The organism is Pseudomonas sp. OA65 (assembly GCF_017498305.1).
Lineage (GTDB): Bacteria > Pseudomonadota > Gammaproteobacteria > Pseudomonadales > Pseudomonadaceae > Aquipseudomonas > Aquipseudomonas zanjanensis.
Map to the genome: position 1 here is coordinate 1 of NZ_JAGDEZ010000043.1, position 16,738 is coordinate 16,738.

Annotated in this window: 11 protein-coding genes and 1 pseudogene; 6 read left to right on the forward strand and 6 right to left on the reverse strand. The window is 59.9% G+C overall.

The annotated features are described in order from the left end of the window. Positions 1–225 precede the first annotated feature (225 nt). Positions 226–1,593 carry an HD domain-containing phosphohydrolase gene (locus J3361_RS24760; RefSeq protein ID WP_207966754.1) on the reverse strand — a complete coding sequence of 456 codons (1,368 nt, stop codon included), beginning with the start codon at positions 1,591–1,593 and terminating at the stop codon, positions 226–228. Between the two features lie 228 nt (positions 1,594–1,821). On the opposite strand from J3361_RS24760, the gene J3361_RS24765 reads away from it, so the two are divergent. The 6 genes from J3361_RS24765 to J3361_RS24790 all read left to right on the forward strand — a co-directional run bounded on the left by J3361_RS24765 (position 1,822) and on the right by J3361_RS24790 (position 12,191). Next, the gene (locus tag J3361_RS24765; RefSeq protein ID WP_207966755.1) at positions 1,822–4,113 is read left to right on the forward strand and encodes an EAL domain-containing protein; all 2,292 of its coding nucleotides are present in this window, start codon (positions 1,822–1,824) and stop codon (positions 4,111–4,113) included. Beyond that, a complete protein-coding gene (locus J3361_RS24770; RefSeq protein ID WP_207966756.1) occupies positions 4,110–5,984 on the forward strand; it encodes a GGDEF and EAL domain-containing protein in 1,875 nt (624 codons plus the stop codon). Before J3361_RS24765 ends, J3361_RS24770 begins: the two co-directional genes overlap by 4 nt. Positions 5,985–6,026: 42 nt before the next feature. Then, entirely contained in the window at positions 6,027–6,986 is a 960-nt protein-coding gene (locus J3361_RS24775; protein ID WP_207966757.1) for a cytochrome c peroxidase, read from the forward strand. After that, entirely contained in the window at positions 6,983–8,785 is a 1,803-nt protein-coding gene (locus J3361_RS24780; protein ID WP_207966758.1) for a DAHL domain-containing protein, read from the forward strand. Before J3361_RS24775 ends, J3361_RS24780 begins: the two co-directional genes overlap by 4 nt. Beyond that, entirely contained in the window at positions 8,782–10,188 is a 1,407-nt protein-coding gene (locus J3361_RS24785) for an ATP-binding protein (RefSeq protein ID WP_207966759.1), read from the forward strand. The genes J3361_RS24780 and J3361_RS24785 overlap by 4 nt, the downstream gene beginning before the upstream one ends. 383 nt (positions 10,189–10,571) lie before the next feature. Further along, positions 10,572–12,191 (forward strand): FMN-binding glutamate synthase family protein, encoded by a 1,620-nt coding sequence (locus tag J3361_RS24790; RefSeq protein ID WP_207966760.1) that lies wholly within the window; start codon positions 10,572–10,574, stop codon positions 12,189–12,191. Positions 12,192–12,261: 70 nt separating this feature from the next. On the opposite strand, the gene J3361_RS24795 is transcribed toward J3361_RS24790, so the two are convergent. From J3361_RS24795 to J3361_RS24815, 5 genes and pseudogenes are all read right to left on the reverse strand, one after another. Next, entirely contained in the window at positions 12,262–13,788 is a 1,527-nt protein-coding gene (locus J3361_RS24795) for a glucosyltransferase domain-containing protein (protein ID WP_207966761.1), read from the reverse strand. Positions 13,789–13,930: 142 nt separating this feature from the next. Continuing rightward, positions 13,931–14,092, reverse strand: a pseudogene (locus J3361_RS24800) (glycosyltransferase); the annotation flags it as partial. Continuing rightward, the gene (locus J3361_RS24805) at positions 14,089–14,463 is read right to left on the reverse strand and encodes a GtrA family protein (RefSeq protein ID WP_207966762.1); all 375 of its coding nucleotides are present in this window, start codon (positions 14,461–14,463) and stop codon (positions 14,089–14,091) included. The gene J3361_RS24805 and the pseudogene J3361_RS24800, both read right to left, overlap by 4 nt. Positions 14,464–14,506: 43 nt before the next feature. Then, positions 14,507–14,872 carry a polysaccharide synthesis protein GtrA gene (locus tag J3361_RS24810; protein WP_207966763.1) on the reverse strand — a complete coding sequence of 122 codons (366 nt, stop codon included), beginning with the start codon at positions 14,870–14,872 and terminating at the stop codon, positions 14,507–14,509. Positions 14,873–15,047: 175 nt separating this feature from the next. Continuing rightward, positions 15,048–16,466, reverse strand: coding sequence for an amino acid permease (locus J3361_RS24815; RefSeq protein WP_207966764.1), 1,419 nt, complete (start codon positions 16,464–16,466; stop codon positions 15,048–15,050). Positions 16,467–16,738 lie beyond the last annotated feature (272 nt).

The following is a 16,738-nucleotide window of genomic DNA, read 5'->3' on the forward strand; positions in this document are numbered from 1 at the left end:
GATAGCCGCGCTGGGCCATGGATGGCCCTTCGCGGCGGCCCACGGAGCAATGCCGGAGTGAGGGCATGCCGAGCCCTAGCGAGGCACCGAGTGGTGGGGCAAAGCGTTTTTGGTTACTTTTGGCGCTTTTCCAAAAGTGACCCGCCGTCAGGGCGGAACCCTAAGCCGCCGTTACCGCAGCAACGGATATGCACCCAATCCAATCCAATCCAATCCAACCCCCAGTCACCCCAAAATCGGCTTCGGCGCCAAAGGGTCGGCCGCCTCCTCGGGAATCTTGACGAACACGCTGTACCGCGCCCCCTCCATCGCTTCAAAGGCAATGAGTTTTTCGATCAACGGCCCGCTCAGGACCTTGCCAGCGTTGAGCAGCAACATACCGTTATCGGCATTGAGATTGCGCGCCAGGATCATCCCCGCAGTCAACTCGCGCGTAGTGGAGACTTGCACCGTCGGATCCGACAAGGTCACGTCTTCCAGGTACTCGGCACAGGCCTTGATGAAATCCTCGACCATGTCCGGGTCGTACAACTTGCCGGCGTACTTGCGGATGTAGACCAGCGCTTCGTCGCTGTTCATCTGCCGCTCCAGGATCAACCCGCGCTGCAGCTCGATGAAGTCCACCGCCAGCTTCAACAGCCGCGAACCGAACGGAATGGCCTCGCCCCGTAGGTGCTCGGGAAAGCCACTGCCGTCCCAACGCTCCTGATGATGCAGAATGATCCGCGCCGCGTCCTTCATCGGGTCCAGGGTCATCAGCAGCGACTCGCTCTGCTTCGGATAGGCCCGATAGAGGTCGAGTTCGTTGTGGTGCAGCAAATCGGCGGGCGTGACCATCATGTTGTCGGTCCAGCTCAGCTTGCCGATGTTGTAGAGCGCCGCCGCCATGGTCAGGTCGCGGTCGGTGGACTCATCGAGAAAGTTGAGCCGGCTATAGACCCGAATCAACTCGATGATCTGCCGGTTGGTCTGCTTGGCCTTGGGCAGGCGCAGGTTGGCGATCAGCGAAAACACCTCGGTGCTGGTCACATAGCTGCGCTTGAGCTCGTCATAGGCCAGGTCGAGCATGTCGGCGGTCTGCTGCAGCTCGGAGGTGCGCGACGCCACGCGTTTTTCCAGGGTGGCGTTCAGGGTCTTGAGTTGCTGGTTCTGCTCGCGGTTCAGCGCTTCGAGGCGCTGGCGCTCGCTTTCGGAATGCTGGTGGGCCAGAGCCTGGCGCAAGGCCTGCACCAATTCTTCGTCGTTCCACGGCTTGCTGAGGTAGCGGTAAAGCTGCCCCTCGTTGATGGCCTTGGTCATCATGTCCACATCGGCATAACCGGTGAGCAGGATGCGCAAGGTCGATGGATACAACTTGCGGATCTCGGCCAGCAGCGTGGCGCCATCCATGTTCGGCATGCGCGCGTCGGTCATGACCAGGTCGACCGGCCGCTCCTTGAGGATTTCCAGGGCCTTGGCGCCACTGTCGGCCAGCAGGATCTCGTACGGCTGGCTGCGCAATAGCCGACGCAGGCTATTGAGAATCGACTCTTCGTCGTCGACCAGCAGTACCGCTGGCTTTCTTACCGGAACATCCGGCGATTGATCTTCCATTTGCAACCCCCTCCTGATTCACGACAACCGTTCTACCTTAGCCCCAAAACACAGGCTAGTAGATTGCGAAAATTTAGACACATTTGCCATCAGTGGCCGAGCGCATCCCGAGCAGACGACTATGCTCTACCCCATGAAGGGCCATGTATAGGCCGAATACTCATGCCAGCGAAAGGGATAGCAGATGTCTCCAAGGTTCAATAGTCAGCATCAAAACGGTGCACGGCCATGAGCCTGCCTTTGGATAAAACCAATCGGCGGATCCTGATCGTCGACGACACCCCGACCATCCATGAGGATTTTCGCAAGATCCTCAGCCCGCAGATGAACGCCGAGGACAACCTGAGCAGCGCCGAAGAGGCCCTGTTCGGCGCACCAGTGGCAGTCTCCAGCATGAGTTTCGTGCTCGACTCGGCATTCCAGGGCATGGAGGCCTTGAACAAGGTCGAAGCGGCGCTGGCCCAAGGGCAACCCTACGCCATGGCGTTCATCGACATGCGCATGCCACCGGGCTGGGACGGCCTGGAAACCATCGAACGGCTATGGCGCGCCGACCCCAAGCTGCAAGTGGCGCTGTGCACCGCGTATTCGGATTATTCCTGGGAAGATATTTCCGAGCGCCTCGAACTGGGCGACCGCCTGCTCATCCTGAAAAAACCCTTCGACGCCATCGAGATCCGCCAGATGGCCAGCGCCTTGACCGTCAAATGGCAGATGACCGAAGACGCAGCGCTGAAAATGGACATGCTCGAACGAGCGGTCGAGGAACGCACCCGTGAGTTGGCCGACGCCAATATCATCGTGCAGAACAGCCCGACCATCCTCTATCGCTTGCGGGGCGAGCCGCCGTTCCCATTGATGTACATCTCCCACAACATCACCAAGTTCGGCCATGTCGCGGCGCAACTGATCGACTCGCCGGACTGGGCAGAAACCCTGATCCATGCCGATGACCAGGCCAAAGTCCAGGAGGCCATGGTGCGCGTCCTCGACCGTGACACCGTGGGGGCGTCCATCGAGTTTCGCATGCGCACCGGCGACGACACGTTCCGCTGGGTGGAGAACCGCTACATCCCGGTGCGCAACGACCAGGGCCTGCTGCTGGAAGTGGAAGGCATCATCCTCGACATCACCGAACGCAAGCTGGCCGAAGAAAAGATCGCCCTGCTCGCCCGCACCGACGGCCTGACCGGGCTGGCCAACCGCGCCACCATGATCGAGCGCTTGCACCAGGCCTTCGCCGCCGCGCGTCGCGGGGCCGCGCCGTTTGCCATGTTCTACCTGGACCTGGACCACTTCAAACGCATCAACGACACCCTGGGCCATCCCATCGGCGACCTGCTGTTGCAGGAAGTCGCCGTGCGCATCAAGGCCTGTACCCGGGAAAACGACGTGGTGGCGCGCCTGGGCGGCGACGAGTTCGCTCTGCTGCAACTGGACGTGCATGAAGCGACCCATTGCGCCGCGCTGGCGGGCAAGATCCGCGACGCCCTCGTGGCGCCGTACTCCCTGGACGGCAACGACGTGCGGATCTCGGTGAGCATCGGCATCGCCCTGTACACCCCGCAGAGCCTGAGTGCCGACAGCCTGATGGCGCAATCCGACATGGCCCTGTACCGCTCCAAGGAAAAGGGCCGCAACCAGTACCACTTCCACAACGAGGAGATCAACCAGGAAGTCACCGACCGGGTCGCCCTCGCCAACGACCTGCGCCAAGCCATCGAAAACCACGAGCTGCACCTGCACTACCTGCCGGAAGTCGACCTCGGCACCGGCAAGATCCTCGGCATGGGCGTGCAGGTGCGCTGGAACCACCCCGAACGGGGCTGGCTGGAGCCGGCGGCCTTCATGCCCGCTGCCGAGAAGACCGGGATCATCATTGGCCTGGGGCATTGGGTGCTGGACCAGGCCTGCCAGCAAATGCGCCAGTGGCGCGACCAGGGCATGGCGCCGCCGGTGATCGCCATCGACCTGTCCCTGACCCAGCTCAAGACCGGCCCGGAACTGATCTACGACGTGCTGCGCACCACCGCGCGCTGGGAACTGGCGCCCTGGGACCTGCGCTTCGACGTCACCGAAGCCACCCTGGCCCAGACCAAGTGGACCCACAACGACGTGCTGCCGCGCCTCTGCGAATTGGGTGTGCAGATCGCCATCGATGATTTCGGCACCGAATATTCCTCGTTCGACTACCTCAAGACCTACCGGGTCAATCACCTCAAGCTCGCCCAGCGGTTCCTGGACAGTGCCAGTGACAACCCCGAAAACGCCACGACCTTGCGGGCGATCATCAACTTTGCCCGGGACGTGGGCATCGGGATCATTGCCGAGGGCGTCGAGACCCAGGAGCAACGCACCACGCTGATGTCCAGCGGCGGGGCGATGCAGGCCCAGGGGCATTACTTCAGCACCGTGGTCGACAGCGGCCAGGCCGCCGAATTGCTCAAGGCCGGCACCATCATTCCCGCGACAGACCACTGGACCCGACCAGCGAGCCAGCTATCGGAGAGCAATCCATGAACCCCATGTCGGTACCTGCCAACCGGCGAATCCTGGTGGTGGACGACACGCCGGCGATCCACCAGGACTTTCGCAAGATCCTCAGCCCCAGCGCCGGCCTCGATGACTCGCTGGACGACACCGAGAGCCTGCTGTTCGGCACCCCGCAGGTCAGCCGGCTGCAGTTCCAGATCGACTCGGCCTACCAGGGCGAGGAGGCGCTGGAACTGGTCAAGCGCGCCCAGGCCGAAGGCCAGCCCTATGCGTTGGTGTTCGCCGACATGCGCATGCCGCCGGGCTGGGATGGCCTGCAAACCATCGAACGGCTGTGGGAGGCCGACCCACGGCTGCAAATCGCCCTGTGCACGGCGTTCTCGGATTACTCCTGGGAAACCATGTCCGAACGGATCGAGTTCGACGATCAGTTGCTGATCCTCAAGAAGCCCTTCGACACCCTGGAAATCCGCCAGATGGCCAGCGCCATGACCTGGAAATGGCAACTGGCCCAGGATGCGGCGAGGAAAATGCGCAGCCTGGAACGCACGATCGAAGAGCGCGTCCAGGAATTGCTCAAGGTCTCCCACCTGCTGCAATACGACGTGCTCACCGAACTGCCCAACAGCATGTTGCTCGGCGATCGCCTGACCCAGGCCATGGCCCAGTGCCGTCGGCACGACCGGCAACTGGCGGTGATGTTCCTCGGCCTGGACCGCTTCAAGCGTATTAACAATGCCCTGGGCCATCCGGTGGGTGATGAGATGCTCAAGCGCGTGGCGCGGACGTTGGCGACCGTGGTGCGCGAGTCCGACTCGGTGTTTCGCTACGGCTCCGATGAATTTGTCGTGGTGCTGGGGGACATTGTCGATCCGCAGCAGATCAAAGGCGTGGCCGACAAGCTGCTGGCGGCCATCAGTTCCCCGCAACCGATCGACGGCCATGACCTGAGCGTCACCGCGAGCCTGGGCATCAGCGTCTACCCGAGCGACGGTTTCGACGCCGTGGCGCTGATCAAGAAAGCCGAGACGGCGATGCGCAACGTCAAGGAGACCGGCCCCAACGACTACCGCTTTTTCACCGAGGATATGAACCGCCGGGCACGGCAGCAGCAGACCATCGAATCGGGCCTGCGCCTGGGCCTGCAACGCAAGGAATTCGTGCTGCATTACCAGCCCAAGCTCGACCTCAAGAGCGGCAAGGTGGTCGGCGTCGAGGCGCTGGTGCGCTGGGACAGGCCGGGGCACGGCATGGTCTACCCGTCGGATTTCATTCCGGTGGCCGAGGACAGCGGCCTGATCGTCCCACTGAGCCAATGGGTGCTCCAGGAAGCCTGCCAGCAGGCCTGTCGCTGGCAAGCCGAGGGCATGCGCCCGCTGTACCTGTCGGTGAACGTCTCGGCCATCGACTTTCGCCAGCGCGGCTTCGTCGAAGGCATCGCCCGCACCCTCAAGGAAACCGGCCTGGAACCGACACAGTTAGAACTGGAGATCACCGAAAGCGTACTGATGCAGAACGTCGATACCACGGTCGCCATCCTCAAGGCCATCAAGCAGTTGGGGATACGTCTGGCCATCGATGACTTCGGCACCGGCTATTCGAGCCTGAGCTACTTGCAGAAATTTCCGGTGGATGTGCTGAAGATCGACCAGTCGTTCGTCGGTGACCTGAGCATCGACAGCAACGATGCCAAGCTGGTGAGCACCATCATCAGCCTGGGCAAGAGCCTGAATCTGCACATCATCGCCGAAGGGGTGGAAACCCTTGAGCAGCTTGAATTTCTCAAGCAGCACCAATGCGAGGAAGTCCAAGGTTATTACTTCAGCAAGGCCGTCGAACCACAGGCCTTTGCCGACTGGATGACCGAATGGGAAAAACGCCAGAACCCGTTTTCGTGAACACCGGAGTGTCCTCAACCAACGTTTCAAGGAAAACATCCCATGGCGTTACATGGACTGACTCTGGCGCTCGGCCTGCTCGTGGGAATGAGCGTGGCCGCGCACGCCGCCCCACTGGACGAACCCCTCAAGCCCCTGCCACCGATCCCGACCCTGGACCCCAAGCGCGTCCAGCTGGGGCTGCGGCTGTTCAATGACCCGCGGCTGTCGGTCAACAACACGCTGTCCTGCGCCAGTTGCCATCGCCTGGAGAAGGGCGGCGCCGACGACAAACCGTTTTCCCTGGGCTTCGACGGCAAGCCGGTAGAGGTCAATACGCCGACCGTGTTCAACGCTGGCCTGAACTTTCACCAGTTCTGGGATGGCCGCGTCGATACGCTGGAAGAACAGGTCCACATCGTCGTGACCAGCCCGGCGGAAATGGGTAGCACCTGGGAGGCCGTGGTCAAGCGCATCGCCGATGATCCGGGTTATGCCAAGGATTTCAAGGACGCCTACCCCGACGGGGTGACCAAGCCCAATATCCAGGGCGCCCTGGCCGATTACGAACGCACCTTGCAGACACCCAATTCGCGCTTCGACCAGTACCTGCTGGGCAATACCGATGCCCTCACGCCCCGGGAAAAATTCGGGTACCAGCGGTTCAAGGAATACGGCTGCATTGCTTGTCACCAGGGCGTGAATATCGGGGGCAACATGTTCCAGAAGTTCGGCATCATGGGTGACTACTTCGTTGACCGCGGCAACCCCACCCGGGCCGACGAAGGACGCTTCAACATAACCGGTGATGAAAATGATCACCAGGTTTTCAAAGTACCGAGCCTGCGTAACGTGGCCGTTACCGCACCCTATTTCCATGACGGGTCGGCGCCAACCCTGGAGCGCGCGGTAGAGGTCATGTTCAAGTACCAACTGGGTCGTGAGCCCCTCAAGAACGATACGACGTTGATCGTCGAGTTCCTCAAGACCCTGACCGGTGAATGGGAGGGCAAGCCCCTATGACAGTCCTCCGTCGCCTCGGCCTGGCCTTCATTGGCGTCTTGCTGGCGGGCATCCTGTTATTCATGTACGTCAACTCGGGCGCCCAACAGGCCGCCTCGTACATTGAATCCCGGGACCTGATCCGCCTGCTCAAGCAACAGGACGCCATCTGGGACAACGAAATCCTCAAGTCGCGGATCGCCCTGACCCACAACTACGACCCGCTGGTCTCCCCGCTGCACGAAATGACACGCCTGTGGCAACGCCTGGACGCCATCGAGGCGGAGCCGGGCCGGCATGGGCCGTCACTCTGGGAGGCCCAGCGCGACGAATACCTCAAGCTGGTCAAGGAAAAGACCCGCTTGGTGGAACAGTTCAAGTCCCATAACGCGGTGTTGCGCAACTCCCTGGCCTTCCTGCCCACCGGCGAGGACGATATCCAGGGCCAGTTCGCCCGGCTGCCCGACACGTATCGGCTGGAGTTGCAGAACGTTGCCATCGACACCTACGACCTGTTGCTCAGCAGCATGGAGTTCGCCCAGCTCAGCTCCCCTGATATCGCGGCTGAGGTCCTGCTGGGGTTGAACCAGTTGGAGGTCAACAAGGAGCGCCTGCCTGAGGGACTGCTCAACTCCGTCGAAGTCCTGCGCAGACACATCGGGGTGATCCTGCGGGAACAGCCAAAGGTCAATGAATTATTAATGGGCATCGAAATGGTCCCCTTGGCCGGCCGCCTGGACACCATTACCAACCTACTGGAGAAAGACCAGGCAAAAGCCGCGGCCAAATACGAGCGCAACCACGTTTACCTGCTGGTGTTCGCCACGCTCCTGGTGTTGATCCTGATCTGGCTGGGGATCCGGCTGATCCGCAGCTTCGCCGAGATCAAGCGGGTCAACAACGCCCTGCAAACCGCCAACGACGAGCTGGAACAACGGGTCGAAGAGCGTACCCGCCAACTCAAGGACACCCAGAGCGAGCTGATGGACACCGCCCGCCAGGCCGGCATGGCGGAAATCGCCACCAACGTGCTGCACAACGTCGGCAATGTGCTCAACAGCGTGAACATTTCCGCCGACTTGGTCAGCCGTAAACTGCGCAGCAGCAAGGCCCTGGGGCTGGGCAAGGCGATGCAATTGATCAATGAGCACACCGACGACCTCGGCCACTTCCTCACCGAAGACGCCAAGGGCAAGCTGCTGCCCGGCTACCTCAACCAACTGGTGGAGGCCATCGCGTCGGAGCAGCAGAGTTTGACCGATGAGCTGGCGCAGTTGAGCAAGAGCGTGGACCACATCAAGGACATCGTCGCCACACAGCAATCCTATGCCGGGGCCAACAGTCTGCTCGAACCCCTGGTGGTCAGCGAGCTGCTCGAAGACGCCCTGCGCATGAACTCCGGCGCCCTGACCCGCCACCATGTTACGGTGATCAAGGAATACGGTGATGTGCCGCGGATCATGGGCGACAAGCACCGCTTGCTGTTGATTCTGATCAACCTGATCAGCAACGCCAAATACGCCATGGCCGGGGTGTCCAACCATGCGCGGAACATGACGCTCAAGGCGGACGTCGTCAATGGCGAGACCCTGCAGATCAGCGTCAAGGACGAAGGCGAAGGCATTCCGGAGGAGAACATGACGCGCATCTTCGCCCATGGCTTTACCACGCGTAAGGAAGGCCACGGCTTTGGCCTGCACAGCTGCGCATTGGCGGCCATTGAAATGAACGGCCACCTCACCGCCCACAGTGAGGGGCCAGGAAAAGGGGCGACATTCCAATTGCAGGTGCCCCTGAAACTTGCAGAAGGTGAGCCATGAACAGTATGAGTAACCGTCGCATCCTGTTGATCGACGACACACCCGCCATTCATGAAGATTTCCGCAAGATCCTCACCCCAGAGGATGACAGCAGCACGGACTTGCAGGACATGGAAAGCGCGCTGTTTGGCGAAGCGCCAAAACCTGCCGCCACCGTGTTCGAACTCGACTCGGCTTATGGCGGGCAGGAAGGCCTGAACAAGTTGCTGGAGGCATCGGCAAAAGGGCGTCCTTATGCCCTGGCCTTTGTCGACATGCGCATGCCCGAAGGCTGGGATGGCGCCAAGACCATCGAAGAACTCTGGAAGCGCGACCCGCTACTGCAAGTGGTGGTCTGCACCGCCTACTCGGATTACTCCTGGGATGAGCTGCTCGACCGCCTGAATGGCCACGACCGCTTGTTGATCCTGAAGAAGCCGTTCGACAACATCGAAGTCCAGCAGATGGCCAACACCCTGACCACCAAGTGGGAAATGACCTCCCGTGCGCAGTTGAAAATGAACAAGCTCGAAGACTTGGTGGAGCAACGTACCCAGGCGTTCAAACAGGCCAGCGAACTGCTGCAAATGGAGATCGACGAACGCAAGATGCTGGAAACCCAGTTGGTGCAATCGGAAAAACTCGCCTCGCTGGGGCAGTTGGCGGCCGGCGTGGCCCACGAAATCAACAACCCGATCGGTTTCATTTCTTCGAACCTGGGGGCGCTGGACGGCTACTTCAGCAAGCTCCAGGAAATGCTCAGCGCCTACAGCAGCGCCGAGGAGGCCATCGCCTCGCCGGAGCTGGTGGTGAATTTGAGAAAGCTGCGCGAACAGGTGGAGCTGGATTTCCTGGTGGAGGACATACCCCTGCTGATCAAGGAATCCAAGGATGGCATCGGCCGGGTCGGGCAGATCGTCAAGGACCTGAAGGACTTCTCCCGCGTCGACTCCAGCCAGGAATGGCAGATGGCCAATTTGCAGCAAGGCATGGATTCGACCTTGAACATCGTCGCCAACGAGATCAAGTACAAGGCAGACGTGGTCAAGGAGTACACGCCACTGCCGGAGGTGGAATGCCTGCCGTCGCAGATCAACCAGGTGATCATGAACCTGATCGTCAACGCCGCCCAGGCCATCGGCCCCGAACGCGGGACCATCACCTTGCGCAACGGCGTCGGTGACGAAACCGTCTGGATAGAAGTGGCGGACAACGGCTCGGGCATTCCTCCCGAAACCCTGCAGAAAATCTTCGACCCGTTCTTCACCACCAAACCGATTGGCCAAGGCACCGGGCTGGGGCTGTCGTTGTCCTACGGCATCGTGAAAAAACACCACGGCGAGATTACCGTCCGCAGCGAAGTCGGCGTCGGCACCACCTTCCGCGTGGAGCTGCCGGTGCGGCAGATGAAGCAGGCGAGCTGAGCCCCGCACCGCACAGCTGCTGCGGGAGAGCTTTTGTGGCGAGGGGATTTATCCCCGCTGGGCTGCGAAGCAGCCCTAAAGCAGTGAACTCAATCTTCCTGACACACCGAGTTGCCTGGCTTAGGGGCTGCTGCGCAGCCCAGCGGGGATAAATCCCCTCGCCACAGATAAATCCCCTCGATCTGTGGGAGCAAAGCTTGCTCGCGATACAGGCGCCTCGGTTTCTGAAGTACCGAGTCGTCCCCAATCGCGGGCAAGCCTTGCTCTCACAGCCCCTTTGCTGCCACATCCTTCTCATAACAATCCCCTCCTCATAGGGTTGCCCGCCGTTTCGCTGCCAGCGCAGAATGCCTGCGCCCCCATCGCGCCCCCAAGGAACCCGCATGAGCCTGTCGCTGCTGAGCCGTTACGCCTTCTTCGCTGGCTGTGTCATCTTCACCCTCGCCAGCCTGCCGTTCCTGCAACACGACTGGCTCTGGCCCATTGCGCTGGTGACCGGGCTGTTGAGCCTGCTGGGGCTGTTCGATCTGCTGCAGAGCCGCCACGCCGTACGGCGTAACTATCCAATCCTGGGCAATATCCGCTACCTGGTCGAAGGCATCCGCCCAGAGATCCGCCAGTACCTGCTCGAATCCGACAGCGATGCCCTGCCCTTCTCCCGCGCCCAGCGCTCGCTGGTGTACTCCCGGGCCAAGAACGAAAGCGCCGACAAACCCTTCGGCACCTTGATCGACGTCTACCAGACCGGTTTCGAATTCATCGGCCACTCCATGCGCCCGGCGCCGTTGAGCGACCCCAGCGGCTTTCGCGTGACGGTCGGCGGCCCGCAATGCACCCAGCCCTACTCGGCCTCGGTGTTCAACATCTCGGCCATGAGCTTCGGCTCCCTGAGCGCCAACGCCATCCGGGCATTGAATCAAGGCGCCAAGCTCGGCAACTTCGCCCACGACACCGGTGAAGGCAGCATCAGCCCCTACCACCGCGAACACGGTGGCGACCTGACCTGGGAACTGGGCAGCGGCTATTTCGGTTGTCGCACCAGCGACGGACGCTTCGACCCCGAGCGTTTCGCCGCCCAGGCCCGGAACCCGCAGGTGCGGATGATCGAAATCAAGATGAGCCAGGGCGCCAAGCCCGGCCATGGCGGGATCCTGCCCAAGCACAAAGTCACTCGGGAAATCGCCGAGACCCGCGGCATCCTCATGGGCGAGGATTGTATTTCGCCGTCCTGCCACAGCGCGTTCTCCACGCCGATCGAACTGATGCAGTTCGTCCAGCAACTGCGAGAACTGTCCGGCGGCAAACCGGTGGGTTTCAAGTTCTGCCTGGGGCATCCATGGGAATTCATGGGCATCGCCAAGGCCATGCTGGAAACCGGGATCCTGCCCGACTTCATCGTCGTCGATGGCAAGGAAGGCGGCACCGGCGCCGCGCCCGTGGAGTTCACCGACCACATCGGCGTGCCGTTGCGCGAAGGCCTGCTGTTCGTGCACAACACCCTGGTGGGCCTGAACCTGCGGGACAAGATCAAGCTCGGCGCCAGCGGCAAGATCGTCAGCGCCTTCGACATCGCCAGCGTCCTGGCCATCGGCGCCGACTGGGCCAACGCCGCGCGCGGCTTCATGTTCGCCATCGGCTGCATCCAGTCGCAAAGCTGCCACACCAACAAATGCCCCACCGGCGTCGCCACCCAGGACACCCTGCGCCAACGCGCCCTGGTCGTCCCGGACAAGGCCCAGCGGGTCTACAACTTCCACCGCAACACCCTCAAAGCCCTGGCCGAAATGCTCGCCGCCGCCGGGCTCGAGCATCCGTCGCAATTGCAGCCCAAGCATTTGGTGCGGCGCATGTCGGCCACCGAGGTGAAGTTGTTCTCGCAGTTGCATGTGTTTTTGAAGCCGGGGGAATTGCTGACGGGCGAGGTCAATGGGGCGTTTTATTCGCGGATGTGGCAGATGGCGCGGGCGGATAGTTTTGAGCCGCGGGAGGTGGTGGCGGCATGAATAATCCCGCAGCAAACCGTTTTCGACACTATGGAATTTCAACACAAACTGTAGAGAAACTTTCCCAATGTTAATCAGCCAGATCGCGGCAGTTAACAGTGCTCCGATTGATCCGCGCGGGCTCTTTCATAACGATGAAACCATAGTCTCCCAGTAGATAAATCCGGTAATACTGATTGTCCATCACGGGCACATATCCTAGATAGCCGACGTGGGTCGCATTACGCCGCTCACGTTCGACCGCCACGTTGGTGATGCCCATTAACGGTAAGTTTTTCGAAAGCATAAAGTAGTCGATGTTGAGCAGATAATGCAGAACCGGCAGCTGTTTGAACGAGCCGCAAGCGCTTGCCAACCAAGAGTCAGAATAAGTGACGGATATGTAAATCCGCTTGGCTTTGTACAGCGCCCGGTGCGAAGTGATGTCATGCCCTAGACTGTAAAGCGCTCCATTGGCGAAGGTTTTTTGTAAGGTCAACACTCGGCCATAAGCGAAGGACAGCGAAAGCGTTGCCAAAAGCGGAATGACCAGCAGCAGCGGCAGTCGACGATGAATCGGCGCAAGGGCCAGATAAGCAAGATAAAACAGCAATAGCAACAGCACCCCGAAGCCCATCAGGGTGCGAGCACCTTCATTGAAGTCGCGAAAAAACAGCGTGATGCCAGGTACCAACAGAGCCAATAAGGGCAGCGTCAGCAAACAACCCAGCAGCGTCATCACAGTTTTCCAACGTTGCCCTTCAAGCGCGCACACCCGGCAGCTCAATCGTACGAAACCGATCAGCGCACACAGGACCAACACAGAGAATATCCAGGTGTATCCGCCGTGAAACAACAGCGCTGCCTTCTCCACCACCCGTCCAATATTGGTGCTGATCTGCAGAAGCGGATCGGCTTTCCAATTCAATAATGCAGTCCGCTCGGTTCTCATGAACATGACGGCGGCAGCGAAGTAAATCAGCATCGCCAAGCCAAGCTGAGCCAGCTTCCAACCCAACATTTGCAACCACTGTAGGCATGACTCCCGTTTGTATGCCGCCCTGAGCAGTTCTAGGCAACACAGGCCCAGAAACACATTGAAGCTTATCTGATAGAGCCCGAATGCCAGCACCAACAACGCCGTTGGCATCCACCACTGACGAATTCGCGATGCACTCTGAAAAGTAATTGCGTAAATAACAGCGACCAGACTCAGCGCCATACCGGGACCATCGTATTGATACGACAGGTTCTGCAACAGGAAGGGGTTGTACCAGAGGGGCAACGTAACCAGGCAGCACGCCAGTGTCGGCTGAGGAAAGTAATAAAAGGTCAGGCGAGTCAAAGCCAGGGACATAGCCAACACGGCGAGCAACAAAGGTAGCGGAAAAATGTCCGGCGCGGCGGCGGTGAAGGACAACGCTTGATACAACAAATCACTGAACCAACGTCCTTGGTCAGTCCAAGCAGTACCCGCTTCCAGCGTCCGCCAGTTATCGTCGATATAGCGAAAATCAGCGAGGATCAACGGCAGGACGTACAGCAAGCTTGCTGATAAAAAAAACAGCGCGATCTGTTGCCGATTGAGTTCGCGATAGACAAGATCGCTGATTCTCATTTCATCGCCCCCATGATCGTTGCGGTCGATTGATCACTCGCCGCCCCCTGCGATCAAGGATTACAGGTAAACAACTGGTTTTGTCCACACGGAGCAACTGCGCCAGGATTCATCCCGGGGCTTTCAAGTTATCAGTCTGCACAATGTCGCGAGCCAGAAATCCAGTCTGCTCAACGCTGCCATCGTTGATAAACACGATCTCGACGCTGTATTCGACCAGCGCCGGATGCTGGCGAACGCTTTTGTAGAACAACTCAAGGGTCTGCTCTTCATTGAACACCGGAACAACCAGCGAGATTTTCATGGGCGGTGTCCACGAAACACCAGGAACCGGGAGAGCAGGAAACCGAACACCAGACTCAGCAGGGAAAATACCGCCACCGTGAGTAACCCATGGAGCCGCCAGCGGTCTCCCAGATAACCCACGGCATAACTGAGCACTCCCATGACGCACAGGAAAACCACATACCCCGTCACCGAGTGTTTGGCCTCGAAGGTATAGAGCGCATTGAGGTAATAGGAAAAGGACGCCGCCACACAGAACGCAGCAAGATTACTGATCGACTGATCAAGACCGATTGCCACGCGCAGTACAAAAAATATCTGCCAGTGAACCAGCGTATTGGCCAACCCGACCAGTGAATAAGTGAGGAAAACACGCCAGATCGCTTTCATGCTCGGCCCCGAACGTTTCGGTGCTTCACTTGCGCAAAGACGGTCATACCCGCTGACGACCACGAAGCAACTTGAACCGGAAAAAGCTGTACCCCGTCGTCAGGTTCAGCAAGAAGTACAACGCCAGCGTCTCCCATCCAGGCAAATTCAGGGCGTCGCCGATCGAACCGATACCGTAGCTCAGCGCGCCCGTTATGCAATTGAGCAGGAGATAGCCACTCCATGATTCCTGGGGCCCGAAGATGTAAAGCGCACTCACATAAAACGAAAACGCCGATGCCACACAAAACGCCGCGAGGTTACTGGTTGCCTGAGTCAGGCCAACGGCGTCATACAGCAAGAAAAAAACCTGGCCATGGATCAGTCCATTGACCAGTGCGATAGCCATCAACGCAGAAAAACCGTTCATTGTGCAGCCTTGCCATTTGCCAGTTGGCGGGCTTCCAAGCTAGGTCAGGGTATTGCGGTGGTCTACTGTCAGATCTTACAGGTCGGGCAACTGTTCCGACGGACGGTCTGGCTCACGCCTACAAAAAAGCCCCGGTCATCTGACCAGGGCTTTCTTTACCTCGCGCTTTATCTTACTAAACCGAACGCACGGCTCCCCGTACATTCCCGGTCGGCTGTAACTTGAACGTGTAGAACAACACTGTCAGCAATACGAGGAACGCCGGGCCGATATACAGCGCCACGCGCGTGTCGGGGAAATACGCCATCAAGCCCACCACCAACACCAGGAACGCCAGCGCCAAATACGAGCTGACCGGATAGAGCCACATGCGATATTTCAACGCCGCCCGCTCGGAAGCGCTCAAGCCTTTGCGGAATTTGAGCTGGGCCAGCAGGATCATCACCCAAGTCCAGATCGCGCCGAAGGTGGCAATGGACGTCACCCAGACGAAGACTTTTTCCGGCACCAGGTAGTTGAGCAGCACGCCCAGCAGCAACGCAGCGATAGACAGCAGCAGTGCGCGGCGTGGTACGCCATTGCTGGAGGTCTTGGCGAAACCGGCCGGGGCCTGGCCGTTCTGCGCCAGGCTGTAGAGCATCCGTCCGGTGCTGAAGATCCCGCCGTTGCAGGAGGACAGCGCGGCAGTGATGACCACGAAGTTGATGATGCCGGCGGCGGTCTTGATGCCCAGGCGCTCGAAGGTCATCACGAACGGGCTGCCCTGGGTGCCGATTTCGTTCCATGGGTAGATCGACAGGATCACGAACAACGCGCCGACGTAAAACAACAGGATCCGCCAGAACACCGAGCCGATGGCGTTGGGGATGGTTTTCTGTGGGTTCTTCGCTTCACCGGCGGTCAGGCCGATCATCTCCACGCCCAGGTAGGCGAACATGACCATTTGCAGGGACATCAACACGCCCGACACACCGTTGGGCATGAAACCGCCGTGGGCCCAGAGGTTGGAAATGCCGAGGGCCACGCCGTCGTTACCGAAGCCGAAGGCGATGATGCCGACGCCGCCGATGACCATGGCGATGATGGTGACAATCTTGATCAGGGCAAACCAGAATTCGAATTCGCCGAAGGCCTTGACCGCGATCAGGTTGATCGAGCCCATGCTGACCAGCGCGGCCAGGGCCCAGATCCAGCGGGGCACGTCGGGGAACCAGACGCCCATGTACACCGCCACGGCGGTGATTTCCGCCACGCAGGTCACCAGCCAAAGGAACCAGTAGTTCCAACCGGTCAGGAAGCCTGCCAGTGGGCCGAGGTAATCCTGGGCGTAGCGGCTGAACGAACCGGCCACCGGGTTGTGCACGGCCATTTCACCGAGGGCGCGCATAATCACCAGGATCGCCAGGCCACCGATGATGTAGGACAGCATGATCGCCGGGCCGGCCATTTCGATGGCCTTGGCCGAGCCGAGGAACAGCCCGACACCGATGCAGGCGCCGAGCGCCATCAGGCGGATATGCCGCTCACCGAGTTCACGTTTGAGCGGACCACCCTGGGCGGTCTCGCCATGGGGCAGATGATTGCCGACTGGCATAAGGGATAACCTCGTCTTGTTATTGGATTAGCCACCGAGTGTCCAAAGCCACAGGCCGGTAAGCCTGCCGCCTTGCCGAAACCGGGTCTGTCTTGTGGGCAGACCGTCCTGTGGAACGACAACCTCAGGATCAGCGGGTCGTGCAGTATAAAAAGCCAGGGATAGAGAGTTTCACTGTAAAACCTGGAAAATTCAGGGATAAGCCTGGCCCTGATTCGGGTTTCCGAGAGGACTTGTCTGGGATCCAGGTCATACAGAAAACGCCGTCGAGT